The 26,422-nt window shown below is 52.0% G+C and carries 26 protein-coding genes and 1 riboswitch; of the genes, 9 read left to right on the plus strand and 17 right to left on the minus strand.

The genetic code is table 11. The features are described 5' to 3' along the window. Window position 1 precedes the first annotated feature (1 nt). Entirely contained in the window at window positions 2-1,045 is a 1,044-nt protein-coding gene (locus tag NNL21_RS08635; protein WP_204817583.1) for a zinc-binding alcohol dehydrogenase family protein, read from the plus strand. Continuing rightward, complete coding sequence (locus tag NNL21_RS08640) at window positions 1,042-2,040, plus strand: NADPH:quinone oxidoreductase family protein (RefSeq protein WP_204817581.1); 999 nt, start codon at window positions 1,042-1,044, stop codon at window positions 2,038-2,040. The genes NNL21_RS08635 and NNL21_RS08640 overlap by 4 nt, the downstream gene beginning before the upstream one ends. Window positions 2,041-2,117: 77 nt before the next feature. Here NNL21_RS08640 and NNL21_RS08645 read toward each other — a convergent pair whose 3' ends face one another. Both NNL21_RS08645 and NNL21_RS08650 read right to left on the minus strand, forming a co-directional pair. Then, window positions 2,118-2,780 carry an SGNH/GDSL hydrolase family protein gene (locus NNL21_RS08645; RefSeq protein WP_204817949.1) on the minus strand — a complete coding sequence of 221 codons (663 nt, stop codon included), beginning with the start codon at window positions 2,778-2,780 and terminating at the stop codon, window positions 2,118-2,120. Between the two features lie 28 nt (window positions 2,781-2,808). Next, entirely contained in the window at window positions 2,809-3,771 is a 963-nt protein-coding gene (locus NNL21_RS08650; RefSeq protein ID WP_204817580.1) for an alpha/beta fold hydrolase, read from the minus strand. Between the two features lie 183 nt (window positions 3,772-3,954). On the opposite strand from NNL21_RS08650, the gene NNL21_RS08655 reads away from it, so the two are divergent. Continuing rightward, on the plus strand, window positions 3,955-4,854 hold the full coding sequence (locus NNL21_RS08655) for a polysaccharide deacetylase family protein (protein ID WP_204817578.1): 900 nt from the start codon (window positions 3,955-3,957) through the stop codon (window positions 4,852-4,854). Between the two features lie 110 nt (window positions 4,855-4,964). Here the strand turns inward: NNL21_RS08655 and NNL21_RS08660 are convergent, their stop codons facing one another. Further along, a complete protein-coding gene (locus tag NNL21_RS08660) occupies window positions 4,965-5,633 on the minus strand; it encodes a 3D domain-containing protein (protein WP_204817577.1) in 669 nt (222 codons plus the stop codon). 84 nt (window positions 5,634-5,717) lie between these two features. Then, window positions 5,718-5,919, minus strand: a riboswitch (cyclic di-AMP (ydaO/yuaA leader). A 162-nt stretch (window positions 5,920-6,081) separates the two neighbouring features. On the opposite strand from NNL21_RS08660, the gene NNL21_RS08665 reads away from it, so the two are divergent. Further along, window positions 6,082-7,125: a mannose-1-phosphate guanylyltransferase gene (locus tag NNL21_RS08665; protein WP_204817576.1), complete on the plus strand. Its 1,044-nt coding sequence runs from the start codon at window positions 6,082-6,084 to the stop codon at window positions 7,123-7,125. 249 nt (window positions 7,126-7,374) lie between these two features. Here the strand turns inward: NNL21_RS08665 and NNL21_RS08670 are convergent, their stop codons facing one another. Then, a complete protein-coding gene (locus NNL21_RS08670; RefSeq protein ID WP_204817575.1) occupies window positions 7,375-8,004 on the minus strand; it encodes a TetR/AcrR family transcriptional regulator in 630 nt (209 codons plus the stop codon). Window positions 8,005-8,183: 179 nt separating this feature from the next. Here NNL21_RS08670 and NNL21_RS08675 point away from each other — a divergent pair, with 179 nt between their 5' ends. Then, the gene (locus NNL21_RS08675) at window positions 8,184-9,104 is read left to right on the plus strand and encodes a hypothetical protein (protein WP_204817574.1); all 921 of its coding nucleotides are present in this window, start codon (window positions 8,184-8,186) and stop codon (window positions 9,102-9,104) included. Continuing rightward, window positions 9,101-9,637, plus strand: coding sequence for a hypothetical protein (locus NNL21_RS08680; protein WP_204817573.1), 537 nt, complete (start codon window positions 9,101-9,103; stop codon window positions 9,635-9,637). Before NNL21_RS08675 ends, NNL21_RS08680 begins: the two co-directional genes overlap by 4 nt. 93 nt (window positions 9,638-9,730) lie before the next feature. Here the strand turns inward: NNL21_RS08680 and NNL21_RS08685 are convergent, their stop codons facing one another. From NNL21_RS08685 to NNL21_RS08710, 6 genes are all read right to left on the minus strand, one after another. Next, window positions 9,731-10,564 carry a CAP domain-containing protein gene (locus NNL21_RS08685; protein ID WP_204817572.1) on the minus strand — a complete coding sequence of 278 codons (834 nt, stop codon included), beginning with the start codon at window positions 10,562-10,564 and terminating at the stop codon, window positions 9,731-9,733. A gap of 243 nt (window positions 10,565-10,807) precedes the next feature. Next, window positions 10,808-11,923 carry a PD40 domain-containing protein gene (locus tag NNL21_RS08690; protein WP_204817571.1) on the minus strand — a complete coding sequence of 372 codons (1,116 nt, stop codon included), beginning with the start codon at window positions 11,921-11,923 and terminating at the stop codon, window positions 10,808-10,810. Window positions 11,924-11,996: 73 nt separating this feature from the next. Beyond that, a complete protein-coding gene (locus NNL21_RS08695) occupies window positions 11,997-13,436 on the minus strand; it encodes a sensor histidine kinase (protein ID WP_256555128.1) in 1,440 nt (479 codons plus the stop codon). Continuing rightward, entirely contained in the window at window positions 13,433-14,122 is a 690-nt protein-coding gene (locus tag NNL21_RS08700; protein WP_204817570.1) for a response regulator transcription factor, read from the minus strand. The genes NNL21_RS08695 and NNL21_RS08700 overlap by 4 nt, the downstream gene beginning before the upstream one ends. 224 nt (window positions 14,123-14,346) lie before the next feature. Further along, window positions 14,347-15,510 carry an HNH endonuclease gene (locus NNL21_RS08705; protein ID WP_204817568.1) on the minus strand — a complete coding sequence of 388 codons (1,164 nt, stop codon included), beginning with the start codon at window positions 15,508-15,510 and terminating at the stop codon, window positions 14,347-14,349. Window positions 15,511-15,587: 77 nt separating this feature from the next. Next, on the minus strand, window positions 15,588-16,454 hold the full coding sequence (locus NNL21_RS08710) for an AraC family transcriptional regulator (RefSeq protein WP_204817566.1): 867 nt from the start codon (window positions 16,452-16,454) through the stop codon (window positions 15,588-15,590). 314 nt (window positions 16,455-16,768) lie between these two features. Here NNL21_RS08710 and NNL21_RS08715 point away from each other — a divergent pair, with 314 nt between their 5' ends. Further along, window positions 16,769-17,431 (plus strand): CAP domain-containing protein, encoded by a 663-nt coding sequence (locus NNL21_RS08715; RefSeq protein WP_256555129.1) that lies wholly within the window; start codon window positions 16,769-16,771, stop codon window positions 17,429-17,431. A gap of 109 nt (window positions 17,432-17,540) precedes the next feature. Here the strand turns inward: NNL21_RS08715 and NNL21_RS08720 are convergent, their stop codons facing one another. Continuing rightward, the gene (locus NNL21_RS08720; RefSeq protein ID WP_204817565.1) at window positions 17,541-18,074 is read right to left on the minus strand and encodes a type 1 glutamine amidotransferase domain-containing protein; all 534 of its coding nucleotides are present in this window, start codon (window positions 18,072-18,074) and stop codon (window positions 17,541-17,543) included. A 302-nt stretch (window positions 18,075-18,376) separates the two neighbouring features. Between NNL21_RS08720 and NNL21_RS08725 the strand changes: the two genes are divergently transcribed. After that, window positions 18,377-18,802 carry a hypothetical protein gene (locus NNL21_RS08725; RefSeq protein ID WP_256555130.1) on the plus strand — a complete coding sequence of 142 codons (426 nt, stop codon included), beginning with the start codon at window positions 18,377-18,379 and terminating at the stop codon, window positions 18,800-18,802. Next, a complete protein-coding gene (locus tag NNL21_RS08730) occupies window positions 18,799-19,878 on the plus strand; it encodes a phosphodiester glycosidase family protein (protein WP_204817563.1) in 1,080 nt (359 codons plus the stop codon). Before NNL21_RS08725 ends, NNL21_RS08730 begins: the two co-directional genes overlap by 4 nt. Before the next feature lie 66 nt (window positions 19,879-19,944). Here NNL21_RS08730 and NNL21_RS08735 read toward each other — a convergent pair whose 3' ends face one another. The 6 genes from NNL21_RS08735 to NNL21_RS08760 form a co-directional block, all read right to left on the minus strand. Then, complete coding sequence (locus tag NNL21_RS08735) at window positions 19,945-20,679, minus strand: MBL fold metallo-hydrolase (RefSeq protein ID WP_204817561.1); 735 nt, start codon at window positions 20,677-20,679, stop codon at window positions 19,945-19,947. 6 nt (window positions 20,680-20,685) lie between these two features. Beyond that, the gene (coaD, locus tag NNL21_RS08740; protein WP_204817559.1) at window positions 20,686-21,174 is read right to left on the minus strand and encodes a pantetheine-phosphate adenylyltransferase; all 489 of its coding nucleotides are present in this window, start codon (window positions 21,172-21,174) and stop codon (window positions 20,686-20,688) included. A gap of 131 nt (window positions 21,175-21,305) precedes the next feature. Beyond that, window positions 21,306-22,529: a CynX/NimT family MFS transporter gene (locus tag NNL21_RS08745; protein WP_204817557.1), complete on the minus strand. Its 1,224-nt coding sequence runs from the start codon at window positions 22,527-22,529 to the stop codon at window positions 21,306-21,308. Next, window positions 22,526-23,230 carry a FadR/GntR family transcriptional regulator gene (locus NNL21_RS08750; RefSeq protein ID WP_204817554.1) on the minus strand — a complete coding sequence of 235 codons (705 nt, stop codon included), beginning with the start codon at window positions 23,228-23,230 and terminating at the stop codon, window positions 22,526-22,528. Before NNL21_RS08750 ends, NNL21_RS08745 begins: the two co-directional genes overlap by 4 nt. 231 nt (window positions 23,231-23,461) lie before the next feature. Beyond that, on the minus strand, window positions 23,462-25,078 hold the full coding sequence (locus NNL21_RS08755; RefSeq protein WP_256555131.1) for a helix-turn-helix domain-containing protein: 1,617 nt from the start codon (window positions 25,076-25,078) through the stop codon (window positions 23,462-23,464). Between the two features lie 129 nt (window positions 25,079-25,207). Continuing rightward, window positions 25,208-26,239: an ABC transporter substrate-binding protein gene (locus NNL21_RS08760; protein ID WP_204817553.1), complete on the minus strand. Its 1,032-nt coding sequence runs from the start codon at window positions 26,237-26,239 to the stop codon at window positions 25,208-25,210. Window positions 26,240-26,422: the final 183 nt, after the last annotated feature.

Here is a 26,422-nt window from a genome sequence, read left to right on the forward strand (position 1 = left end):
AATGAACAAACAACCTCTGATGAAGGCAGTAGGCCTCCTGCGCTATCTCCCCATCGATCAACCTGAGAGCTTAATTGATGTGACCCTTCCAAAGCCCGTACCCGTAGGACGCGATCTGCTTGTGAAGGTAATGGCTGTTTCCGTCAATCCGGTCGATACGAAAGTTCGTTCACCAAAGGACCATTCGGAGAAGGAGCCGCGTATTCTCGGCTTTGATGCCGCCGGTGTTGTCGAGCTTGCCGGTCCTGACTGCACTCTGTTCAAGCCCGGCGACGAGGTCTACTATTCCGGCAGCATTGCACGCTCCGGCAGCAACAGCGAATTTCAATTGGTGGATGAGCGGATTGTCGGATTCAAGCCCGCAGCGCTCGATTTCGCCGAAGCAGCCGCCCTTCCTTTAACGGGCATTACAGCTTGGGAGGCGCTGTATGACCGGCTTGGCATCTCCGGCCAACAGGAAGTCAACCGTCACAAAACGATTCTCATCATCGGTGCGGCCGGCGGAGTCGGTTCCATCGCCACGCAGCTTGCGTCTCATGCGGAATTAACCGTAATCGGTACGGCGTCGCGTCCGGAAACGGTCGAATGGGCTAAACGTCATGGTGCAGCCCATGTCATCGATCACTATGAGCCTCTTGCGCCGCAATTGAAAGCGCTCGGTTATCCGCATGTAAACTACATTCTATGCTTGAACGATACCGATCGTTATTGGGCGCAAATGGCCGAGGTTATTGCTCCTCAAGGTATGATATGCTCCATCGTGGAAACAAAGGAGCCGGTCAACATTAGCCTGCTCAAAAATAAGAGTGCTGCATTTGTCTGGGAATTCATGTTCACGCGGGCTATGTACGAAACCCCTGATATGGTTCAGCAGCATCACCTGCTTAACCGGATCTCGGAGCTTGTCGACGACGGGACTTTACATACGACATTGACAGAGCGCATATCCCCTATTCATGCCGCTAATCTTCGTCTTGCTCACGCAAAGCTTGAAGCAGGCAGCATGATTGGGAAGCTTGTGGTGGAAGGCTGGGGTGAAGAATGACAGCATCGTTTCGAGCACTCGTCGTTAACAGGTCCGAAGACGGAACCATTGACGCCCATGTTCAACAAATGACGTCCCAAGACCTTCCGCCTGGCGACGTCACCATACGCGTCCATTATTCAAGCGTTAACTATAAAGATGCATTAGCGGTTTCTCCGAACGGCCGCATCGTCAAGAGCTACCCCATCATCCCCGGCATCGATTTGGCCGGAATCGTCACGGAATCCCGCGACGAACGCTATCTGCCGGGCGACGAGGTGATCGTCACCGGATATGAGCTGGGCATCTCCCATCATGGCGGCTTCAGCGAATTTGCCAGGGTCCGCGGCGACTGGATCGTTCCCCTTCCGCGAGGTCTTACGCTGCAAGAGGCGATGGCGCTCGGAACGGCGGGCTTTACGGCGGCGTTGTCCATTCACCGTCTGGAAGCAAATGGGCTTACTCCTTCACAAGGGGCCGTGCTTGTCACGGGAGCAACTGGCGGCGTCGGCAGCCTGGCTGTGTCCATGCTTGCCCGTGCCGGCTACGAGATTGCAGCGGCTACAGGAAAAGAGAATCGTCATGATTATTTGCGCAATCTGGGAGCGGCAGATATCCTTCCACGTTCAGAGCTCACTCCCAACAATCCTCCTCCTCTTAACAAACAGCGATGGGCGGCCGCGATTGATCCGGTCGGCGGACATTCACTGGCCTATATTCTGAGCACGATCCAATACGGTGGCTCCGTTGCGGTAAGCGGATTAACCGGAGGCACGGAATTGCCGACCACCGTTTATCCGTTTATATTGCGAGGCGTCAATCTGCTGGGCATCGATTCTGTCTATTGCCCGGAGCCGACAAGACGCCAGCTGTGGGAGCGGATGGCGGAGGAACTCAAGCCAGCCGGACTATTGTCAACGATCAGCAAGGTCATTACACTCGCAGAGGTTCCTGCTGTCATCCAGGAAATGCTAGCCGGCGCTCATCTGGGAAGAACGATCGTGAAGCTGGATTAACAACGAAGCTGTGATGAATTTCAGTCCATATAGAAGAAGCGCCTGCCGATTCGGCAGACGCTTCTTCTGTATGGGTGCTATGCCAAGCCTGTATTGTAATCGAAACCGACAGCATTCAGGAATGCACGTGCCAGTAATGTATGGCCCGTAATGTTCGGATGAACACGGTCCCATGCGATTGACGCCGGATACATATGCTCGAGCAATCGGTTGAATGACGCTTGCGTATCAACGAACAATGCGCCGTGCTTGGCAGCAATTCGTTTGACAACTTCGCCGTATTGATCCATTGCAGCGCGCATCTGATCGGACGGATTCGGCTCGATGTAGAACGGAGTCATCAGAACAAGTCCCTTCAGAAGGGGCTTGGTACGGACGACGAGCTCTTCGAGCGTCTGTTCATATTCCTCCAGCTTTACGTGAATCTCGGTCTGGAGAGGCAAATCGAACTGCCGCCATACATCATTGGTCCCAATCATGATGGAGAGACAGTCCGGCTTCAAGTCCAGTACGTCGGTCTGCCAACGATTCTTCAAATCCTTGACCGTATTCCCGCTGCAGCCCATATTAATAACGCGGATGCTGCGCTCCGGATAAGCCGCGTTCAGCAGCCCGTCCACAATGGACACATAGCCTTTGCCCATTGCTCCCCACAAGCCTTCGCCTACCGGTCTTGCACGCTCGCAGTCCGTGATTGAATCGCCGATCATGACCAATTTATCGTTCTTGCCGATTTGCAGCATGTATAATGACTCCCTTCCGCGCTATCTATTCTTGTAAGAAAAACTGGATGAACTTATCGCTTAGGCCCGGCAAGCCTTCGTGTCCGAAATCGGGGTAGATTTCCAGACGCTTGGATGACGTGATCTTGTTATAGGCTGCAAATTGCGTCGATGGCGGGCATACAGTGTCCATTAGGCCCACACCCATTACAACATCACCCTTAATGCGGCCGGCAAGATGCTGAATATCGATGTAGCCCAGTCTCGTGAAAATTTCATCCTCCCGCTTATGCTGCGGGTCGAAGAACCGAAAATAGGTGCGCAGCTCCGCATAAGCATCCTTAGCCAAATCCATCTCCCATACGCGCCGGTAGTCGCTCAAGAACGGAAACACCGTCGCAACCTTACGAATGCGAGGCTCCAGGGACGCACAAGCGATTGTAAGCGCTCCCCCTTGCGAGCCGCCTGTCGCGTAAACCTGTGTCTCATCCACTTCCGGCATGTCCATTGCGATTGCGGCCAGCTGCGCCGTATCGAGGAAGATATGACGGAACAGGAGATTATCCGGTACATCGTCGTCCAAGCCGCGGATGATATGCCCGTGATGCGTATTCCCTTTCACACCGCCGCTATCCTCTGAACTTCCTCCTTGCCCGCGGCAATCCATTGCAAATACAGAAAAACCAAGCGAGACGAACGCCAGCCGCTCACTCCAATTCCCGGCATTGCCCGTGTAGCCGTGAAACTCTACGATAGCCGGATGCGGCTCACTAATGCCGCGTGGACGGGCATATTTGACATGAATACGCGCACCGCGGACACCCGTAAAGTAAAGGTCGAAGCATTCGGCTGAAGGGGTTTGAAATTCACTTGGCACCAGCTCGATCTGCGGATCCGTTCCACGCATCTCCGCAAGCGCGCGGTCCCAGTACGCGTCAAAGTCGTCAGGACGCGGATTGGTTCCAGTATACGCTTGCAATTGGTCAAGGGGCATATCGATTGTAGGCATGTTCACTCTCCTCTGGTATTCGGTTCATCCCTCATGTTAAGGCTTCATTCTTCTTGTGTAAAGATGTTAATTTCCATAAGCTGTGCGGCTTCTGATTCGGGAATTGATGCATGATCGGTTCTGGATCGTGGAAAAATGGATAGACGTTTGTACATAGCTTGTTGAAAAGGGGGAGAGCCTGCAATGTTTGCGAAGAGCCGAATATGGAAACGGGCTGCTCTGGTCCTCATGATACTGATTCTAGGCACCGCCGATAACGTGTCTTTGCTTGCAGCCCGGAACGAATCGCCTCCAGTGCCGCATCCCTCGGTCAGCAAGCAGACACCTGCATTGGCGGAGCTGAAGAAATCCGAAGCTGCGGATAGACGCGGTAACCGTAAGCGGAATCAACGCAATACACAAGCACAGCGCCCCCTATCCTGGGTGAAGCTGCAGCAGCTTTATCCAGGCGCATTCTACATAGGCGGACCGCGTAAGCCAAGAATGGTCACGCTCACCTTCGACGATGTGCCGGATATGAACTATACGCCGAAGGTTCTCGATATTCTGGCAAAATATAAAGTGCGTGCCACCTTTTTCGTTGTAGGTTCAAGAGCCCGTGCTTATCCTTCCATTGTGCGGCGGATGCAAAGAGAAGGCCATATGATCGGAAACCATTCCTACAGTCATCCGGTGTTCTCACGAATCTCGTTACAGCAATTCCAGCAGCAGGTCATGCGGACGGATGCCCTATTACGTCCGCTCATTGGCTACAGTCCCAAGCTCATCAGACCGCCGTACGGGGAAATACTGCCGAAGCAAATTGAATGGGCACAGAGTAAGGGATTTGTGATCGTGAATTGGAATGTCGATTCAGAAGATTGGAGAAGCTTAGACAGCAATCGCATCCTAATCAACATTAAGCGTACGCTTCAGCCGGGATCCATTATTCTTCAGCATGCGGGCGGCGGGCAGGGACAAGATCTATCTGGAACGATCAATGCTCTTCCCCGCCTTATCCGTATGCTGCGAAGCAAGGGGTATCAGATCGTCACACTGCCCGAGCTTCTTAACCGTCCCGTTGCGCGCCAGACCTACCGCTGATGCAGCAGCATGAATAAATAGCAAAACGGCGTTCTCCCTTAAGAGGGGAGAGCGCCGTTTTATGAATGAGCCACAGCTGTATGAATGAGCCAAAAGTAAATCGTTAAGTATTATTCCAATATGAAGACGTTGACGTATTGGTAGCCGAAGGTTCTGGCCTGCTGCTGCGAATGCGGAACGTAGATATCGATCCGATTGCCTTTGATGGCGCCTCCCATGTCGGACGCTACCATAATCATACCGCCTAATGGCAAGCCATTGTAATCGTAACCAGTGACATAAACTTTGCTTCCTAACGGAATACGCTCAGGATCCACCGCAATCGTTCCAAGCTTGAGCGGGTTACCAAAGTAGTCTACCGCTCCCCAGCCGCCGTTCTCTGAAGCTGCTGAAGTATACGCACTCGCTTTTACCTGGAATGCATCCGAGTAATTGAATACGCGTCCGCCAATATTGAGCATATCGCTATCAGACGCTTGGTCCGCAGACGCCGCCTTCATCGTGCTGATGGTATTTGGTTTTGTCGCAGCCGCTGTCTTCACCGTGCCGCCGCTCGGAATGGATATGTTCAGTCCGGCATAAATGTTCTTCGCACTCACCTTTGGATTTGCTTTCATCAGCGAATCAACCGTGACGCCATAACGTTGTGATAGCTTCCAGAACGTATCGCCGTCGCTCGCTTTGTGATTCGTTGCCGCACTAGCGGCGCCTACATGTGCAAAGAGGGTCAAGCTAAGCACTGCTGCTGCCGTGCTTTTTTTCCAGTTCCAATTCTTCAAAACGTGTCGTCCTCCTTCAGTTTACGGATACGCGCCGTCATTCACGACGCTCGTTTCCGTCATCGCGAACAGATTAGAATCAATCCGTTCAAGCATGTGGCCTACGAGGTTAGTTGTCGGATTCGGGTCGAGGAGTCAACCCTTCGCATTCGCGGTATTCGCGGTCGCGATTCACCCCAAGCATTCCTGCTGTCAGTTAAGCGTTCCACAATTAATGACCGGCAGGAAACATCATACCTATGTTTCCAAAAGTCCCCCGTACGATAAGTTTCGGCTCGCGTTAGAGAATACCATAAATCAGACCCCCAGTCCTACCGGTAAATCCGTCCAATCGCGTTAGATGCACGTGCAAATGCCGTTACAAAGCATTTATACCTGCGAATACAATGACAGTATATTTACGGGTGCCCACTGCCCTTTTTTCGCCATGCTGGAGGTGATTCATAGCGTGAATATCGTCATCATGGCCGGCGGTAAAGGGACACGGTTCTGGCCGCGAAGCATCGCATCCATGCCGAAGCAATTTCTCCCCTTCCACTCCGACCGGACCTTAATTCAAGAAACGGCAGCCCGCTTCCTCAACCTGGTGCCCGGCAGCCGCCTGTATGTAGCCGCGCCGAACTGTTACCAGCCTCTGCTCGCCGAGCAGCTGCCCGATATGCACCCCGATCAGTACATTATTGAACCCGAACAAAAGGATACCGCCGCATGCATGGCTCTCGTCGCATCCCGGTTTCTGGAAAAGGGCGACGATTCCCCTATTGTCTTTGTCCCGTCGGATCAGTATGTTGCAGATGAACAGCCGTTCCTGGCAGCAATCGAGCAGGCTGTTGCTGCAGCGGGCGCACAGGATGCGATTGTAACACTCGGCATCGAGCCGGATCGGCCCGAAACCGGCTTCGGTTATTTACGCACATCACCGGCGCCCTTGGACACGATGAAGGAAACCGTGGAGATGCCGCCAGGTGTTCTCCGCGTTGTTCATTTTCTTGAAAAGCCGAACGCCGAGCGGGCCGCCCAATTGATCCGCGAGCCAGGCATGTACTGGAACAGCGGCATATTCGTATGGCGTCCTTCTACGATCGCCCGCTGCCTGCAGCGTTATCAGCCTCTGTTGTGGAATGGCCTGCAGACTCATCCGCGCGATGCGGCAGCGGCGTATGCGCTCATGCCTGCGCTCTCCATCGACTACGCGGTTATGGAGCAGGTCCAGACCCTATATTGCATCCCGGTCCGCTGCGGCTGGGATGATATTGGCTCGTGGGCTGCGCTCGGCCGTCATCTAACGCCGGATTCGGGCGGCAACATTAGGCACGGCGATGCCATTGTACTTCCGGAGGCAACGGGCAATACCGTATTTACAGACCGGCAGACGCTGATCATCGGCGTCCACGATTTAATTGTCGTCTCAACGCCGCATGGACTCTTGGTCTGTCCGAAGGCGGAGGAAGCCAAGCTCAAAACATGGCTGGCCCATATCCGAAGTGATTGAATGTGAAAGCTTGCGAAGGGCTTGAAGTCATGGAACGGGAACGGCCAGATCAGATCTCATGGAAGCCATCCGCTGCTTCGGGCTGAACAGTAAGATACAAATCGCCTGCTCGAGTGAAGAATATGGGCAGGTCGAGCCAAAGGAGACACCGGTCCGCGTAAAAAAGAAAATGGCTGAACAGGCTCTAATCCTGTCCAGCCAATTTACTTTTGGGTGTATCGCCGTCTTCGCTTCTTTCATCGAGTATTCTCATGCACGGGTATGTGCAACCATTCCCGCAACCAACGTACGGATCCCCTGCTCCAAATAAGGCAGCGTACGTTCCATAACCTCATCCAGCGGCTCGACATGGTCGCTGTAAGTAGACACGTAGCCTTGAACCATAAAGAACAATGCCCGTGTCCGATTGATCGCAGCCTCCGGTTCATCTCCATGATTGCCAGTCAAGGCAAGACGAAGCGCCCGGTCCAGGTGACCAAAGAGCCGGTTGCGGATACGATTGGCCTCCAGCTCCGGTTCCTTCTCATCCACGCGCACAGAGCCTGCAAACAATACCGTGTAGAAACTGCTATTCGTTAAGCAGAAAACAACGTATTCTTCGCAAACCTCGATTAGAATTTCCAGAGGATCAGCCTTCTGATCCGCCAGCTTGTCCAGCATCCGCTGATTCAGATCCATGAGCGACGGTATTGCGATTTGCTGCAGCAAATCCTCCTTGTTTTTGTAATAAAGATAGATGGCTGTGTGGGAGCAGCCTGCCGCCTTGGCGATTTCACGCATCGTGACGGCTTGATATCCACGCTCTGCAAACAATGCTTCAGCAGCACTGCGGACTGCGGCTTTCATTTCCTCTGTCTGCTTTTTTCGCGTTGTGGTCATCGTATGTATAGCCTCATTTCTATTAGGAACCTTTTAGTAACCGATGGTTATATAATAACCATCGGTTACTAAAAGGTCAAGACGAAGAGGGCTTTTTTATATGCTGGCATGGGTTTTCAAATATTTACATACAAGTTAAGATGGTAAAGTCATGCCTGAGCTGCCCGCATACCTGACTTTTGAAGGAGGATACCGTAATCAGAAGAAATCTTCCCCTATTTCTCGTCATAGCTGCGATTGCCGCAAGCTGGATCGGGAACGGGATCCATTATAACCGAGAGCAGCTGGATAAACCGGTCTTCTTCCAGCATTTCATTGAGCTTGGCGATTACCCGGAGCAGCAGGTTGAACTAAACCTTCTGGAGAATATTAATGGCGGCAAACGCGTCACTAGCCTGGAGTTCCCCGGATTCGAGCTGTATCGTGTCAACCGCTCTCCGAATGAGCAGCAGTACCGCTATCAGATGAATAATAAGTTTCTGCTGACGATCGAGAAGCCGACGCTTGATATTCTCCGTCAGCCTGATCAAGCCATTAAGCAAGCAAAGGTGTATTACAGCGATGGGACCGGAGGCGAGGGGGCCGACATTGGCGAGATTCGCTTCAGCGGCACAACCTATACGCTAAATTCACCGGTCGAACACAGCAGCTCGATGGGCTCGTCAGATAATTTGGGCTATTCGGTGCTTCGCGTTACCGAGCCGGTAACCCTTACTTCAATCGGAAGCGAGCTTGCCGAATCTATATCAGATTGGCTCAAGATCGATGTAGACATAACCATGCCAGCCGATCCTCGGATACCGCAAACCAATCCAGCAGCAAACTCCAACGATGACAAGGGCATCCCTTGGAAGGAGCTGCAGCTTCCGGTCGAGCTTCCGAAAGGCTCGACGATAAAAATCAGTTATCAGTTTCAATTTAATAAAGGCGATCTGCGCGCGGAACAAGCTTTAAATTATTACCGGATTCTACTATGGGTCGAAGGAGTGGAGAAGACTGGTCGCCCATTCAATGCTGCTGTACATATCCAGTACGATCCTTACCCGTCCGAACGTGATGTCAGCGCATTAACGCAAAGAGCAAGGGGGCTGGAGCGATGATGAGAGGCTGGAAACAAATCGCTTGGGGGCTGCTGCTTGTTCTCATTGACATTAGAATTATCGTAATTGATCTATTGCCGGACATGATCGGTTATCTCCTTATTTCGATCGGAGCTTCTAAACTGATTACCACGGACAAGTGGAGGACAGCCGTTATCGTGACCTCTCTTGCCCTAGCCGCTATGGCACTGCCCGGCATGGTAATGCCCGCGGATGGAGAAGCGGGGCGCTCTCCTTTTGGCTATGTATTCATCTTGGGCATGGTCGACGGGATCGGACATCTTGTAATCGTCTATGGGATTTGCTGCTTGGCGGCATCGAGAGCGTTGGAAGAAGACGACAAGGAATGGGCAGGCGCTGCCGACAGTCGGCGAAAGGCGTTCCTGTTTATTAACGGCTTTGCGCTGCTGTATCATACCTTCACCTTTAACATGGATAATGACTGGCGATTAGCCAGCTTCGTATTTATTCTCGCAGCAATCGCAATGGAATTGGCCATCATTATCTTTATGTTTCGCACCGCTAAGCGCTGAAAGTCCACGTAAACCATACAAAAAAAAGCAAAAAAAGCGGCAGCAGCCGCTTGTTTGCTTTTTTTAAAGCGAATATACCATGATGGCTAAAAATTAAGATGTAAACTCTTGTACCCACTCGCCGTTGTAGTAAGCGACGCCGATTTTGTTAAAGTTTTTGTTCAAGATGTTCGCACGGTGACCGGCGCTGTTCATCCAAGCCGTCATTACTTCTTGCGGCGAACGTTGGCCTTTTGCAATATTCTCACCTGCATAGGAATACTTCACGCCATAAGCACGCATCATATCAAAAGGAGAGCCGTATGTTGGGGAATTATGGTCGAAATAGTTATTATCGTACATGTCTTTAGCTTTGTCATAAGCCACTTTAGTCAGAAGAGAATCCGAAGTCAGCTTGGACAAGCCTGCTTTGGCACGCTCAGCATTAACAAGCGTAATCACTTCTGCAGCAAATTTATCCTGCGTTACTGTACCCGTCGAGCCGCCATTAGTTGTACCACCGTTTGTACCGCCGTTAGTCGTACCACCATTGGTCGATCCACCGTTTGTACCGCCGTTAGTCGTACCACCATTAGTCGATCCGCCGTTAGTCGTACCACCATTAGTCGATCCGCCGTTGTTCGAACCTCCGTTTGTCGATCCGCCGTCAGTACCGTTGTTCGTACCTCCGTTAGTCGATCCGCCGTTGTTCACAGGAGGGCAGTTAATGCCAGCCCAAATCCAATTGTTATTCGAACCGATCAGTTTGGACAAATCCACACCATACTGCTGGCCAATCTGACTTAACGAATTATTCATCTTATACGTGACCGGGGCTCCGTTCATGGAGGCGGCATCCGCCTTCTGTACAGCTGCTCCTCCCCCGAGAACGATCATCCCCGCTGCGAGTACGCCTGCCATACCTATACGAAATGGTTGCTTCTTCATGAATAAAAATCTCCCTTCAGTTTACGTTTGTTAGTGCCGGTTACCCGACGCAACTCATGTTAACATAGGGAGTTTTATAGATCATGCCTCAAAATCTGCCAGCCTATCACTTTTATCATAGACAACACAATCTCCATAAACAGGAGAAACCTTGTAATTCCTACAGTTCAGCTGGTTTTACTGCCTCCTGAGAAGGAGGCTGCCGCGGAAGGCTATAAATATTTTCCAATGACAGCCGATCTTCTATTTCAATGTAATGACATAGGAGATAAATACGACTTTATTGCCGCGGAAGGCCGATGTGGACATGAGCAGTTTCTTACCCGAAGGGCTCCAGCGCAGCGTATCGCTTGCCTGCTCCATATCAACCGACAGCTGAGTTGCCTTGCCGGATACGACATCAGCTACGTAAACGCCTTGAACGTTACCGGCGGAGGTGAGCGTATAGGCCAGCTTGGTGCCATCGGGCGACCAGCTCGTTCCGAAAACTTGGTTGCCGCTTGCGACTTTAATCTTCGGCTGCATCGCCTGATCGGTAATCGAAAGCTCCATCTGCATCTCCTCCACATCCAGATTGTTCAAATGCTTGACGACGGCAAACTGCATGCCGTCATTGGAGGGGACGAACCAAATCACCTGCTTATCCAGCGCCTTCTGCTCCTTGGTCTTCAGATCATACCGGAACAGCTTATTTTGCTGGCCGATGTAATAGAGCAGCGTGCCTCTCTGCTTCGTATTATAGGTCGAATGATCGGCCTTCAGCAGAATTTCCGTGTTACCGTTAATGTCAGATCTTGCAATATCGCCGGTTTCCGTGGTGAAGACAACACGTTCATTGTCAGCCCACTCGGATTCATATATTCCGACGAACTGTTCACCCGTCTTCACGGTCTCACGAGTAGCCAGATTCATAATATAGCCCGTTGCCATCTCCTCCACATGCTGTTTGTAATACAGATGCTTCTTATCGGGGGACAATACTGCATAGTCCTGATCCATCCGATCCTCGGAGAGCGCCTCGTCGGTTCCGGCTCCGAAGTCGCGTATATACAAATTGTTCGGCTGGCGCTTCTCCCCTTCAACCGATAACGCCTGCACCTGTTCGTTAGACTTGGAGATAATCAAGCGGTCCTCACTAAGCCAGTCCATGCCGCGGACGCCTTCGAAGGTCTCGATCTTCTCCACTTCGATCGTCGTGGAGACGGCCGGCGGCTTCTTCTCTACGACTGTGATCGTCTTCTCAGGCTTGACGATCACGGTCCGTTCTTCTTCCGCGGTATTGGAACTGCATCCGCTAAGCATAAGGATGCAGACGATACCCGCCGCGGCAACCGCCCAATTCCCCCTTGCAAGTTTCATGGCATGACCTCCTAAAAGTTTTGGAGCTTACCGCTTCCGAAGGGAGCGGTCGAGCAAAACTCGCTTCGGAAGCTTAAGCTGAGGCTGACGGGGCGATTGGCAGAGTTACCGTGAATACAGTCCCTTGCCCGCCTATAGGCGGAGACGATAACGCAACCTGTCCCCCCTGAAGCTCAACCAGCCGTTTCACGAGCGACAGTCCGAGGCCGGTTCCGCCGGTCAGGCGGGCGCGGTCCTTGCTGACAGTAAAGAACGGCTCGAACAGCTTGGCTCTTGCCTCCTGCGGAATGCCGATCCCGGTATCCCGAATGACAACCACACATTGATTGCCCTCCGCCTTGCAGGATACATTGATTTGCCCGCCCTCGACGTTATATTTGATCGCATTGTCGAGCAGATTGAGAAAAATATGCATTAAGCTTTCCCGATCCGCCAGCACGAGTGCCGGCTGTAATTCCGTATCGATCCGAAGGCCGAATTGAACCGCCTTGCCGCTCATCCGGCTGCATACGTCGCTTAGCGTTTCGCTGACGTCCAGCGTTTCGGCGTTCTGGCTGAACTCATATTGCTCCATAGCGGACAAATAGAGCACCTTCTCAACCATCTCGAGCAGCCGGTCTGCCTCCTTGCGGATATTCAATCTCGCTTCCTCCAGAAGAGCGGGGTCATCCTGGTACATATCCAGTAAATCCGTATATGCCATAATGCTCGTCAGCGGTGTCTTGAATTCATGGCTGATGTTACCGATAAACTGTTTCTGTCTGGCGAAACTCTGCTCAATCTCACGGCTCATATACATAATCCCCTCGCTCAGCTCGCCGAGCTCGTCTCTTCGCTTAACCGGTGATTGTTCGATATAATCGCCCGCTCGGATTCGATCCGCGGAGAGCCGGAGCCTGGCAAGAGCTTTCGTAACACGCTGCACGTACAGAAAGCCGATTAAGAAGCTAATCGCCAGTGCAGTCAAACCGATATTGCGCATACTCCGTTCTATGGAAGCATAAAAGTCGCGATCGGCTTTGAGCGAGTAATGAATCTGTACGATGCCGACCTGGCCGATCGACCAAACAAGCGGAGACAGATAGATCAGATTATCTCCGGCAACCTGATAAACCGTCATTCCCTGCTTGGCCAGCTCAAGCGTATCCGCAATGGAGCCCGTCTTTGAAAGCGGCAAGGAATTGCCGACCTCCTTGCCTTGCATGTCATAGAGGACAATGTGCGTCCCGCTAAGCAGACTGCTAAGATCCGACGCAAGCTGCTGCCCGCTGCGCCGCATGAATGTCTGGCCGTCGGTGAGCGAATTACTCAAGAATGTTTGCCTGACCCGCAGGTTCGCCAGCTCGCTACGGCGTTTCAGATCGGCCTCCACCTTCTGCCTCTGGTCAAGTTCAATCTCGCGCAGTACGAGCCAGCTCAGCGCGGATACCGTCAGCAGGAGCAGCGCTGCGAGCGCGACGGTAAAGCGCCATTTTAAGCTGAGCCGCATTCCCCCGCTGCTTGCGCCGCTCATAGCACGATCCCGCGCATCGCCTTATAACCTATACCGTATACGGTCTGAAGAAGCTGCTGATAAGGCTCACCAAGCTTCTTGCGAAGCCGCTGCATATGAATATCTACGGTTCGCGTACCGCCGGCATAATCAATATCCCACACTAGATCAAGCAGCTCATCACGGGTGTAAACACGCTCCGGATGAGTCAGCAGCAGGGACAGCAGATCAAATTCCTTGGGCGTCAGCTCCAGTGTCTCTCCTTGAAGGAGTACCGTTCGATTCGGAATGTGGAGACGGAGCTCCCCGATTTCAACGGACTGTGCTTCTTCCACGGGTCTATTCTCCAACCGGCGAAACAACGCCTTTACCCGGGCAACCAGCTCACGCAGGTCGAAGGGCTTCGTCATATAATCATCGGCACCGAGCTCCAAACCGATGACTTTGTCCACAATATCGTTCTTCACCGTCAGCATGATGATTCCGAGTCCTGTGCGGTTTTCCAGTTTACGGCAAACATCATATCCATTCATCTTCGGCATCATGACGTCAAGAACCATGACCCGCGGCTTGAAGGTAGCCACTTTATTCAATGCCTCTTCGCCGTCATATGCGATTTCAACGGTGTAGCCTTCCCGGCGGAAGGCATAGGCAATTGCTCCAGCTATGCTCTGCTCATCGTCAACAACGAGTATTTTTTTGTCCATCGTATCACCCTACCATTAAAAGTAGCTCATTATTATCTCTTCAGCATCTCCGAAATGTTTCGAACTCGTTAACAGTTTACAATAATTAACGAATATTGACGTCTGGCCAATCTTCCTATTATTACCCAACAAACGCAAAAACCCGTTGAAATTATTTCAACGGGAAGTTTACTCATCAAGATAAAGCTCGTACGCCGCATCTGCCGATGCCTCTTGTTTCATTCCTATAAATCGTCGAATACAAAGTCGAGATGATCGGCTTTCTTCAGATTGCATTCCGCACACGCACATACGCAGTTGTCCGGGGTTGATAACCCCCCCTTTGATTTCGGCATCACGTGGTCAATGGTATCGCCGAATCGACCGCAATATTTGCACACATAATCGTCCCGTTGAAGAATGTATAAGCGGAAATCCGTTTTTGTATAGAGCTTATGAATCAAGGTCGGATTTATGATGCCTGCAGCGCCCTCATTAACCATTCGAACTGCCATTTCCGTCGGGATTTCCGTCGACCAGCGTTTGCCCGTCTCGCGTCTGCCGCGAAGACGAATAAGCCCAGTCCCCCGATCATTCAACAGCCGGGTATCATAGCTAAACGATCCTTTGATGGGTACGATGCGCTTGTACGGCGGCCGTACCGGAGGACGTTCTTCTTCACCCGGCACATGGGAATCCAAGCTCCGGCGCTTGCGGCGGCGCTTGCGCTTTCGTTTGCGCCTGGGCACTGATTCATCGGTGATGGCCTCATTCCTATGGTCTGACCGCTCGCCCCGCTCCCCCTCCGTCTTGACTGGAAGCTCGGCGGCGGTAAATTCGTTCAGCTCGATGGGTTCAGGTTCAGCCGGTTCCAGAGCATGTCCATGTTCGAACCCGGATGTATGAAGAGTCTTCTCATCCTTCTCTTCAAGGGGACGTCCACGTCTTCTCCGCTTACGCTTGCGTTTGCGTTTCGTCGGCGCTTCATTCAGCGTGACAGGCTGGGAGTCCACCTCCTCCTCCAACACGACCGGCGAAGAGTCCGGTTGGTCTTCCGTCTCATCAAGAGATGCAGTCTGCCGCTCTTGGCCTTGACCGTCACCGGCCTGCTTACGTTTTTTGCGGCTGCGCCGCTTTCGTTTTCGTTGGGGTGCATCGGACTCAGCTTCTGCAGCGGTTGTATCGTTATGGACTGGCACCGGTAAATCCGTGCTTCTCTCCGGGCCAGCCGTACGGGCTCCGGCTTCTGTAGATTCCCCATCTTCCCCCGCGGTGGGATGTGAGTTCTCGCGATGCCGCCTTCGCTGGCAGGAACGGCACGTGCCGCGCCGCCCGTTTCGCCCGGAACGCTTCGTAAACGAGGACAGCGGTTTCTCTTCGCTGCAGCCCCCGCAAAGTTTAACATCCATAGTATTTGTCGCTCCGATCGTTTGCTATATGTAGATCAGCGTTATTTTGGAATCGTTTGGGCTGCTCAGGACGATGATCAGAACACTATTCCCTGCAGTTTACGGAATTGATCAGGCGTCATCCCTTCCGTCCTGCCGAAAGTCGCGATAAAGTGGCTCGGGTCTCGATACCCGGACAGCTCTGCGATTTCTTTAATCGATTTCCGGCCGCCCCGGCTCATCAGCTCCTTCGCTTTGCGAATGCGCAGCCGGATCAAATAAGCGTAGGTTGTAATACCGAAGGCTTGGCGGAATAAGGCGTTCAAATAACGCGGGCTCAGCCCCAGCAGGGCAGCCATATCATTCAAGCCGATTTCGGGATCGCCGTAATGCAATTCGAGCCACTGCAGCAGCGGATCAAGCTTCTCCAAATGCTGAAAAAGTGAAGAACGGCTGCCGGTTTGGCCGTATTTCTTCAAGGTGGTAATAAATTGATATAACTGCGCGGAAGCGTTCAAGCCCGAACGGTCCTCGTCATGCTGCGCCTGCTCGATCATGGCGAGCAATTGGGCTGTAACCGGCGCATCTTCATTCCAATGAAACCATTCCGTATGCCTTATATCAAGGGAGGCGAGTATTGACTCCGCAAGAGAACCGCCGAAGGTCAAATAAATCGTCGCCCATTGTTTATCCTTAGGAGCATAGGTGTGCGGTACGCCGGGGAAGAGCAAGGAACCGCAGCCGGGAGGCAATGTGAATTGACGTCCGCTAAGCTCGAATTCGCCCTCTCCCTCGAGTGTCTGCAGCCAGTGAAAGCATGGATAACCCTTGGGTCGCAGAATTGGCTCTTGATGGGGATTATATCCGATACTCTCCACCTGCAGCGGCAAATCATGTTCGCCTAGGGCAAACAAAAACCGGCGGCCATCATCAACCGATTCTGTTCGACGGACGAGCTGTTCCATATTATCATATCCTGCCTAATCATTAATTATAGTCCATATAAGAGAATGATAACATACACGAATAGTACAATCATAGCTTCTGCAAATGGATTCAACTTCTCTATCTCGATGGCGGCATGGATTGAGAGACTTTAAGGACGGCAGCGATATTGATCCAAAATGTTATATCCGCCGCTGGCCAAGGAACTCGCGATGGCCGGCTCACAAGCAGGATGAAATTCCCCATGCCACAGTGCTGCAGCAGCGGATAACGCAACAGCGGTTTGAACATATTACGGGATGAACGAACTTGTTTGTAAAGGAGCCCTCTAAACATGAAATTCAAACGGTTAGCCGGACTGCTGGCATTCATGATGCTGCCTGCAGCAGTCGGAACTGCAGCCGCCGCTGAACCTGCACACCCCGACCAGCATATCGTTAAACGCGGTGACAACCTGTGGGATATTTCCGTCGAGCATTATGTGCCTCTAGCTGCCATCATACGGGCTAATCCACAAATTAAGGATCCGCATTGGATTTACCAAGGTGACCGGATCAATCTCCCGATGAACAAGAGCGTCGGTGTGAAGGCTCTTGATAACGGAGACAGTGAGAGCAGCGTGAACCAAGAAATTGTCCGGCTCGTTAACGAAGAACGCGCCAAGCAAGGACTCGCGCCATTGACGGAGAATTCGGAGCTCTCTCGCGTTGCACTGTTCAAATCACAGGACATGCGCGACCAAGGATATTTCTCTCATGATTCTCCTTCGTACGGCAGCCCCTTCGACATGATGCGGGCATTCCATATTGACTACTCCTATGCAGGCGAGAACATTGCTGCAGGACAGACGGACGCTCAAGATGTTATGAATGCTTGGATGAACAGTCCTGGACATCGAGAAAACATAATGAGTCCGAACTTTACGGAGATCGGTATCGGTTACTGCACCGGTGGAAAAATGAATCATTATTGGACACAGCAGTTTATTAAGCCATAAACGCAGAACGCTTAATCGGCGGCAAGACATTCACTATGGCATAACGCATGGAAGAGCCGCTCATCCCCAGAAGAGCGGCTCTTCCATGCGTATAAGGACTTTCTTAACTTCAATAAGCGTTTACACCGAGTTTCTTAATAATCGCTTCAATAAAGTAAGGCTCATCCTCCGGCGTCCGCGACGTCACCCAGTTCTCGTCCACAACAACCTCTTTATCAATAAAGCGGCCGCCGGCATCATTCATTTCGGCATGCAGCGCCGGGTAAGCCGTTAAATTCCTTCCTTTAATCAATCCTGCTTTCTCAAGCAGTAGAGGTCCGTGGCATATGGCGGCAATAAGCTTCCCCTCACTGTCCATCTGCCGGACAAACTCCAGCACCCGTTCATCCGTTAATAGATGTTCCGGAGATTTGCCGCCCGGGATAATAAGGGCGTCGTAATCGCCCGGAGCCGCTTCATCTACGGCATAGTGAGACGTATAGGAAATGGTGCCTTTCTTGCCTGTCAGCTCGGCCCCCTTCTGCAAACTGATAATAACGGCTTCTTGCCCATTCTTAGTAATGGCATCATATGGATTTTTCATCTCAGAATCTTCGAAATCGCTCGCCAGTAAGAACGCTACTTTGTTGGTTTGACCTGTCATAGAGTCCACTACCTTTCATTGCGAATGAGGAGCAAGCAGCTGCATGGCTGCAGAACTGCTTATCTTCTATTACCCAAAACAAGCGGTTTGAAATACGCCAGCGAGACCTTATGCCGTTATTTCCATCCTGCTTCCAGGCACCGTGTTCATTCACTGCAGCGCTGCTGCTGTACCTAGTGATGCCTGCGTTCTTATCGACATGCCCTCCCTCACAAACTATGGTACAATGTACATTCCTACTTATTTGACTGCAACAAGTTCACCAGTCATAGACGTCTATAATAGGGGAGGAGATTCAGCAAGTGAATACAGAGTATCAAACATCCGTGCACGCGCTGCACGAACGGCAGTCCCGGAGGAAGTCGGGGCCATCTGTGCTCGTTTTTTTGTTCGTTTGGATCATTCTGATCGGCACCGGCATTCTCGGCGCGATTTGGTATAGCGGCAAAATCAAGCAGAGCATCACATTGGAAGTCGGACAGCAAACCTCACAGCAGATCACAGCCATGCAGAACGGTTATGAGGCACAGCTGAAACAGCTGGAAGCACAGTTTAAAGGAGATATCGCTAAGCTGCAGGGCAAGGTGGACGCCTTGAACGAGCTGCTCGAGTTCTCGAAGGACAACGCCAGCAATAAGACCGACAACAGCAATAAACTGTTCACCCAGCTCAGCGAAGTGAAGAAACAGCTGAATGAGCTGAAGAAAGACTTGGATGTGTTAAAATGACACTCTCCGTCAAACAACTGAACCGCTTCGGTCTAATCGTCTGTGCCCCGTTCCTTGGCATTTTCTTCTGGCTTACGGCTGCCAATCTATCCATTACACTTCCCGAAGACGTGTTTCCCCAGGTATCGGCAGCATCTGAAATTACGTTTGCCGCATCCGATACGGACAAGCTTACGAGCAGTCTGGATCAAGCGAAACAAACCGCGATGTCCACCGCCCAGTCGATCAAGAAATCGGTCGCCCTGTACAATCAGACCAACGCGGATATGAGCCAGATCGCTCAAGCAGCATCTGCACAATCCGGAAGGCCTGCCATGATTTATGACCGGCGCATTACCCGGCAGCTCGGGTTTGCTTCGGAAACGGTGCAGTCGGATAACTTGACCGCGCAGCTGTTCAAGATCAAAGCGCAAAATTTCACCGGCTACGCCCTTAAGGTTAAGCTCAAGACGCCTAAGGCGATGCAAATGGTGCTTGGCAAGGACGAATTCGGCCAGTCGGAGACGACCCTGTCTGCCGTCAAGCGACACCAAGCGGTAGCAGGCGTCAATGCGGGCGGTTTTGCCGATAGCGGGAAGAAACGATACCCGCTCAGCACGACCGTCGTGAACGGCAAGTATGTAAATGGCTTCGAGCCGACGTTCAAAGACTTGTTCTTCGTCGGGTTGAACGAGGACATGGAGCTGATCGGGGGTAATTATCGCAGCAAGGGCCAGCTAGATGCGCAAAAGCCGAAATTCGGGGCATCCTTCGTTCCCGTTTTGATGAAGAATCGCGTTCCGCAGCCTATACCAGCCAAGTGGCAGATAAGTCCGAAACGCGCACCGCGAACGGTTATCGCCAATTACAAAGATAATCAGCTTCTGTTCCTCGTGACGGACGGGTATAACGAGAATGGAAACTCGGGCGCGACACTGCAAGAGATGCAGATCCTGCTCACCCGTTACGGCGCAATAGACGGATACAATCTGGACGGAGGCGGTTCATCATCCCTCATATTCAATGGGCGGGTCGTTAACAAGCCTTCCGACGGGGCATTGAGGTCACTTCCTACGCACTTTTTATTCTTTAAATAGGAACCACGGATTCATACATAATAAGAGGAGCCAGGCATTCAAATCCACCCGGCTCCTCTTATTTTTTTATAAGGTAATGACCAACCCGCTGTATGCGGTTATAATCTCACCATCATACACTTCGGCTACCTCGGAGGCGAGCTGAGCCACGTCGCCAAAGTGGGGCAAGTGCGTAAGAACGACCTTGCCCACGCCTGCTTCTTTGGCCAGCAGGCCTACTTCTGCCGCGTTCATATGGCCGTACTTGCTAGCATCCTTCATATCGGCATAGAAGGAGGTTTCCGCTATAAGCACATCGGCATCTGCGCAATGCCTGATAAGCGATTCGTGGTAGCAGGTGTCCGCCGTATAGACCAGCTTCTTCCCCTTGTACTCGAATGACATCCCCACACAATACGCTTCATGAAACGTTCGGAAGAAGGAAACTTCGAGCTCCCCCTCCGCCAAGCGTTCTTCTGCGAATATCCGCTCGATACTGGAGCCTTTCATCGATTTATATGGGAGCTCCCGATCCGGATCTTCGGCGATATAGATCGGAACCGGCTCGCTTCGCCGCTCAAGGTCCGTATCAATTAAGCAGGCATACTGAAAGCAGCCCAGGTCCGCGATATGGTCGTAATGCCGATGGGAAATAAGTACGCTGTTCAGATCATGCAGCGGCTTATAGTTCTGGAGCTGCGCCAACACGCCGCTTCCGCAATCGACCAGCATGCTGCGATTATCGTATTCAACGAGATAACCTGCCGTAGCGTCTCCAGCCTTCGGATAAGCCCCCCAAGGGCCAAGTACCGTGATTCGCATCGATGTTCACGCTCCATTCTCGTAGATCAGCGCCAGATCGAACGCGTCCGGGCACATGAATTGCCTGGCAAGCTCATGCTTGCCGGATTGGAAAAACATGCGGACGAGCGAGCTGTTTGTTTGCATATGCTGGGTATAAGGAGAGAGATATACAGTCTCGGCAGCCGTCGTATGACGGATATACTGCTCAAGCTGAAGCTCATATTCCAAATCCGTTGCGTTGCGTACGCCCCGGATCACAGCTCCAATACGGTTGGCATTGATATAATCGGCGACAATCCCTTCGAAGGGCGTAATAACCGTCCGGGCGGCGAATTCAGCTTGAATCGAGTGTCGAACAAGCTCCGTGCGCTGCTCCAGCGTAAACCGGTGACTTTTTGCCCGATTATTAGCAACGACAATATGAATGCGGTCAAATAATTTAAAAGCGCGCTCGATCACCGACGCATGTCCCAGCGTAATCGGATCGAAGCTTCCTGCATATACGGCCTCCAAGTGGATTCCTCCCCATACTAGCGATGGCTTCAGCTGTAAATTTTCTAAATTGTAACATTTCATTCATTCGCTCAGCAACATTCCTTCGCCATTTCAATGTTCTATTGGGAAGTCTCCAAGCAGGCGGCAGGTTAAACCGCACGATTTTGGGCAGCACTCAGCCCACAGCCCAGAATGAGCAGACTTGCGGCGGCAAGCAGCAGAAACGGCATATTCCAGCTTCCGGTCTGATCATGCAGCATGCCAAAGAGCGTTGGTCCTGCTGCCGCCAATAAATAGCCGATCGACTGTGCCATACCGGAAAGCTTCGCCGCGTCATGGGCGTCACGTGTGCGCAAACTAAAAAACATCATCGCCAAACTAAACGAGCTTCCAATGGCAACGCCCAGAATAATCGACCATAACGGTACGAATCCATTGCCGCCGAAGAAGAAACCTCCTATGCCAACCAGATATAACACTACCGTGATCATGACCAGAATACGCTGGCTTTCCATTCGTCCTGCCAGGATGGGAATGATAAACGTGATTGGAAGCAGGGCAAATTGCATGAGCGAAACCATCCAGCCCGCGGAATCGGAGCTCATCCCCCGGTCCACCAGAATTTGCGGAAACCAGGTAATAACGATATAGAAAATCGTAGATTGCAGGCCCATGAACAGCGTTACCTGCCAAGCAAGCCCTGAGCGCCACATGCTGCTGCTGCCCGATGAGCGCTGCACTCGGACAGGCTCTGCCGCCTTATGCTTGTCCGTGCCAGGGCGCAATTGGGGAAGCCAGACCAGAATGGAGAGGAGCACAAGCACCGCCCAACAGCCAAGGGCACCGCGCCAGCCTAGTCCCAGATTGACGGCGATCGGAACGCTTATACCGGATGCTATGGCACCGCACATATTCATCGATACGGAATAAACGCCTGTCATAAGACCAACCCTGTGGGGAAATTCCCGTTTCACCAAGCTGGGCAGCAGGACATTGCACACGGCAATCGCTAGACCGAGTAAAATCGTCCCTCCGAAGAGGGTCCCTGCACCAGATACAGAACGAAGTATAATACCTCCGGCAAGGATGCATAATGCCACCAGCACGACCCGTTCTGTACCGAATCGCCGGGCTAGCAGAGGGGTGAACGGGGAGAGCAGCGCGAAAGCCAGCAAGGGAAAGGTTGTAATGGTTCCCGCCAACGTATTCGATATGTTCACCGAGTCCCGGATCGAACCGATCAAAGGTCCGACCGCTGTTAGAGGAGCCCGTAAATTAAGCGCAATAAAGATCAAACCAAGAACCAGCAGCACTCTCTTCGAGTTTGACTGAGCTCTTCCGGCAGCTAGGACTTCGTTCTTCTGCGCGCTCATAATAGTATCTCCTTGCTGCTGCCGTTGCCGCCGGCAGATTCCTGCTTCGAATCCTCGATGTAGCGATGAACGGATGCAGCCGCCGCTTCTCCTTCACGGGCTATGATCGCTTCGATGACCTGTCTGTGGGTCAGCAGGTAGATCGCTTGATTGCCCGGTTTATGCACGGCCGAGACGGACTCCTGAACAGCCTCGATAAGATGACCATACAATTCGATCAGAATATCATTATGCGAAGCGGCGACAATGGCTTGATGAAGCTGTATATCCGCAGCAACGTAAGCTTGGTTATCGTTATCCTCCGCTGCCAGCTCACATGCTTGCAAACAGGCCTGCATCGCTGCCGCATCCTCGTCTGTCCGATGCTGGGCAGCCAAATAAGCAGCCTCTCTCTCCAAGGCATGCCGCACCTCTAACGTTTGCACCACATTCGTTCTGGATATTCGCCGCTGCAGCGCAGCTCCAAGAACACTCGATGAGCAGACATAAGTACCGTCACCTTGTCTTGTCTTCAACAACCCTGCATGAATTAAGGCTCGAATGGCCTCGCGAAGCGTGTTGCGGCTGACGCACAGCTCGTCCATTAATTCCGGCTCGGCTGGTATCCGCATGCCAACAGCCCATTGTCCGGACTCGATTAAAGCCTCCATCTGCATCGCAACCTGCTCCACTAAGGTCAAGCGGTTCGTTTTCTGAAGCATGTATTACATTCCTCCTTGATGCTCGTTACCTGTTGATTTTTATTAGCATACCACAAACGTAGGATGTTTGGTTAATTGGTTTATTGTCATTTTGCTCCATGAGATGAAAAAATAACAAACAAAAAAACGACAAGGCCAAGACCGAGTCGTTAGAGCAATGAGATAGGCGGAGTATTTAGAAGCATCTGCGTAATAGTATGTGCCACTGCCGCTTCTTCGCTAAGCAGCACTTTAAGCGAGCACGCGCAGCACATCATCGATTTTCTTGCTATGGGAGAGAATGCCGTAATTCATCCAGCTGAGAAAATCGACCTCAAAGACTCGGTTATGCTGCACGGCGGGAAGCGACTGCCAAAGAGATGTCCTTAGTAGTCTCTTCTTCTCGCGCTCCGACATTTCGAAGGTTACGAACAAGAGGTCGGCATCCAGCCGCGCAAGCAATTCCGGCGTCAACGCAGCTCGCCTGACATGTCTTGTCAATTGCTGCACGAGCGGATGAGGCGTCAGTTCCAGATCCCCGTATAGAACAGGGCCCGTGAATCCTTTATCCTGCCCGGCGTATAGCAGAATTTCATCCGCACTCACCCGGAGGAAAGCAACCGTCTGATGACGGATCGCGCGAAGCTTCTTCCGGGCTGCATCGGCTTTGCGTTCATAATTGTCGATGACCTCATTAATCTTGACGTTCTTGCCTCTTCCGAGCAAATCCGCCACCGTGCGCAAGGTTGCCTGCCAATCCTCGCCCTGATTGGACATTCTGTAGAGCGGAGCTTGCTTCTCGAAGTAACCGCAGTCCCATTGCATGGGAAAACCGCAGTCCACCATAATCAGGTCCGGCTTGCACGGAAGCGGGACGACTTGCTTATTCGTTAGCTGGACGGCGGGAATATGATCAAGCCCCAGATACGACTGCGTGCCCCACATCGAGAGTGAGCATTGCACGATCGGCGTAATGCCGACCGCCAGCAGGAAATCCTCCAGAAAGGGCGCGAATACGCGGATATCCTCCCGGTAATGGCGCCGGTATTGACCCGGCGAGAGACCGACCGTCTGCTTGAACCGGCGGTTAAAATAAAATTCATTGCCGAAACCGACGTTCTGTGCGATGTCGAACAACCGGTCGTCCGTCGATTGCAGCAGATGCTTGGCCTGATCGATACGGATACCTGATAAGTACTGCAGCGGAACCTGACCCGTCATCTCTTTGAACATTCGCGTGTAATGCCACCGGCCGACGTTGGCCATCGCCGCCATCCTGCTCACGGTCCATGGATCTCCATAATCTCTCCGAAGCAGCTCGATCGTAGACTCCACGGCTTGTCTGCTGCTCTGGACAAGAGAAGCCGCAAGATTCTGCCTGAATATACAGCGAAGCAGCTCTTGAAATCGCATATGCTGATCGAACAAGGCCAACTCGTCGGCCGTTTCCGACAGGGACTGGCCATAGAGAGCTTCGACCCATTCCAGACACTGAGAGAACGGACTGCAGTTGACCTCTCCTACGCATGGAAACGAGGGGTGTGACTGTCCATCGGCAGCGGTTAATCCGGCCTCCCCAATAAGCTGGAGAACCTCGAAGGTTAATTCATAACACATGAGACCGTGCTTGCCCGCTTCGCTTCTGACCGTTATGCCCGGCATTGCTATGAAGCATTTGCCGCGCTCAAGCCGGTAGCCCTCTCCATCCATAACGAGGCGCCCGTCACCGTCGGTAATAACCAGGATCCGATACCGCTCATTGTTCTGTGACGTCTGCTCCTCATGAGATCCATATTTGTTAACAGCCACTCCGATCAATCGATAGAACAGGCTGGGCGATACAGCCGATTGCGGGACTCCCTCACGCATAGGTTTATCAGTCCATTTCTTATAGTGAGAATGATTATCACTAATTAACTATAAATGAAAATCAAGAGCACTTCAACAGTGTTGTTGAAATGCTCTCTCCCCTTGCTATTCTAAAGATAGTCGCTTCCGCTATTGCAGCAGGTACTTCTCCAAGTCCTTCAGCTTAAGCTGGTTGGCCTGGAAAGCCCCCGATTGCCAGAAGGTCCGTTCAACCTGGTACACCTTGCCGTTCTTGACTGCAGGGGTGCTTTTCCAAATCGGGCTGTTCAGCAAGTTATCAATGGCCTCTTGGTTCTCGGGTGATGTCCATGTCCCATTCGAAGTCAGAATAATAATATGATCCGCATCAAGCTCCGGTAGCTTCTCCATAGACAGGGTATCGATAAACTTGTCCATCTCCGCGACCAGCTTCGGTGCGGTCAAGCCGAGTTCCTTGTACAGAATGGAACCGACAAATCGATTCTTGATGCCAAGCAGGTTGATATCCTTCTCGCCGATGTTAAGACGCAGCACGGCAACGGATTCCTTCCCGATCGCTGTTTGCAGCTTCGCTTTCATATCGGCGATTTTCTGCTCAAAGTCCTTGATCAGTTCCTCCGCCTTCTCCGGCACGCCCATGAGATCCGCAATCTTGGTGAGGATTTCAGTGGAGCCGCTCTCCAGAATGGCGTCAGGCATGCGATAGGTAGGGGCAACCTTGGAATATTTCTCATAGATGGCGGCATCCGCGTACCCGTCCGAAATGATGAGATCGGGCGCAGCTTCCAAGAGCGCTTCAATACTGCCGGTTATATCGAATTGCGGAACACTCAGGTTCAGATAATCCTGTTTTCCCCAGGATGGATGATACCACTGCACAATCGGCTCTGCGCCCAGAGCAACGAGATAGTCCTCCAAATAAATGGCGGCTACGCGCCTTGGCTTGACCGGAATTTCCACCTCTCCGAAGTGATCCTTCACGACACGCGTTTCACTACTGCCGTTTGTCTGTCCGCCATTGTTATTAGTCGAACCTGTACCCGCTCCATTTCCTGTATTCGACGGTTCCGCTTCCGGCTGCTTCTCCTGCGCATTGCCGCATCCCGCGAGCGCTGTGATGACAATTAGCAGAGCAATGATTCCCCTTAGCATGTTGGTACGCGATCCTGCAAGCCTTGCCATGTTCTACCCACTCCTATATGAACGTTGTCGTAACGAAACCAAGTCCGATATCAATGATTATCATTCTCATTTCGCTCATGACTCATTTTATATCACCTTGTTTCTTGCATACAATGTCCATTTTATTGGAGTATTTTATCCAAACGCGTGCCCTCGATAATCAATTGCATCCACCCCTATACA

This window comes from Paenibacillus mendelii (assembly GCF_024498075.1).
Classification (GTDB): Bacteria; Bacillota; Bacilli; order Paenibacillales; family Paenibacillaceae; genus Paenibacillus_Z; species Paenibacillus_Z mendelii.

Excerpts from the sequence above, each read along its gene's own strand:
- NNL21_RS08635 (WP_204817583.1), top strand. The coding sequence starts at position 2 with ATGAACAAACAACCTCTGATGAAGGCAGTAGGCCTCCTGCGCTATCTC.
- NNL21_RS08640 (WP_204817581.1), top strand. The coding sequence starts at position 1,042 with ATGACAGCATCGTTTCGAGCACTCGTCGTTAACAGGTCCGAAGACGGA.
- NNL21_RS08650 (WP_204817580.1), bottom strand. The coding sequence starts at position 3,771 with ATGCCTACAATCGATATGCCCCTTGACCAATTGCAAGCGTATACTGGA.
- NNL21_RS08655 (WP_204817578.1), top strand. The coding sequence starts at position 3,955 with ATGTTTGCGAAGAGCCGAATATGGAAACGGGCTGCTCTGGTCCTCATG.
- NNL21_RS08670 (WP_204817575.1), bottom strand. The coding sequence starts at position 8,004 with ATGACCACAACGCGAAAAAAGCAGACAGAGGAAATGAAAGCCGCAGTC.
- NNL21_RS08680 (WP_204817573.1), top strand. The coding sequence starts at position 9,101 with ATGATGAGAGGCTGGAAACAAATCGCTTGGGGGCTGCTGCTTGTTCTC.
- NNL21_RS08685 (WP_204817572.1), bottom strand. The coding sequence starts at position 10,564 with ATGAAGAAGCAACCATTTCGTATAGGTATGGCAGGCGTACTCGCAGCG.
- NNL21_RS08690 (WP_204817571.1), bottom strand. The coding sequence starts at position 11,923 with ATGAAACTTGCAAGGGGGAATTGGGCGGTTGCCGCGGCGGGTATCGTC.
- NNL21_RS08695 (WP_256555128.1), bottom strand. The coding sequence starts at position 13,436 with ATGAGCGGCGCAAGCAGCGGGGGAATGCGGCTCAGCTTAAAATGGCGC.
- NNL21_RS08700 (WP_204817570.1), bottom strand. The coding sequence starts at position 14,122 with ATGGACAAAAAAATACTCGTTGTTGACGATGAGCAGAGCATAGCTGGA.
- NNL21_RS08705 (WP_204817568.1), bottom strand. The coding sequence starts at position 15,510 with ATGGATGTTAAACTTTGCGGGGGCTGCAGCGAAGAGAAACCGCTGTCC.
- NNL21_RS08710 (WP_204817566.1), bottom strand. The coding sequence starts at position 16,454 with ATGGAACAGCTCGTCCGTCGAACAGAATCGGTTGATGATGGCCGCCGG.
- NNL21_RS08715 (WP_256555129.1), top strand. The coding sequence starts at position 16,769 with ATGAAATTCAAACGGTTAGCCGGACTGCTGGCATTCATGATGCTGCCT.
- NNL21_RS08720 (WP_204817565.1), bottom strand. The coding sequence starts at position 18,074 with ATGACAGGTCAAACCAACAAAGTAGCGTTCTTACTGGCGAGCGATTTC.
- NNL21_RS08730 (WP_204817563.1), top strand. The coding sequence starts at position 18,799 with ATGACACTCTCCGTCAAACAACTGAACCGCTTCGGTCTAATCGTCTGT.
- NNL21_RS08735 (WP_204817561.1), bottom strand. The coding sequence starts at position 20,679 with ATGCGAATCACGGTACTTGGCCCTTGGGGGGCTTATCCGAAGGCTGGA.
- NNL21_RS08745 (WP_204817557.1), bottom strand. The coding sequence starts at position 22,529 with ATGAGCGCGCAGAAGAACGAAGTCCTAGCTGCCGGAAGAGCTCAGTCA.
- NNL21_RS08750 (WP_204817554.1), bottom strand. The coding sequence starts at position 23,230 with ATGCTTCAGAAAACGAACCGCTTGACCTTAGTGGAGCAGGTTGCGATG.
- NNL21_RS08755 (WP_256555131.1), bottom strand. The coding sequence starts at position 25,078 with ATGCGTGAGGGAGTCCCGCAATCGGCTGTATCGCCCAGCCTGTTCTAT.
- NNL21_RS08760 (WP_204817553.1), bottom strand. The coding sequence starts at position 26,239 with ATGGCAAGGCTTGCAGGATCGCGTACCAACATGCTAAGGGGAATCATT.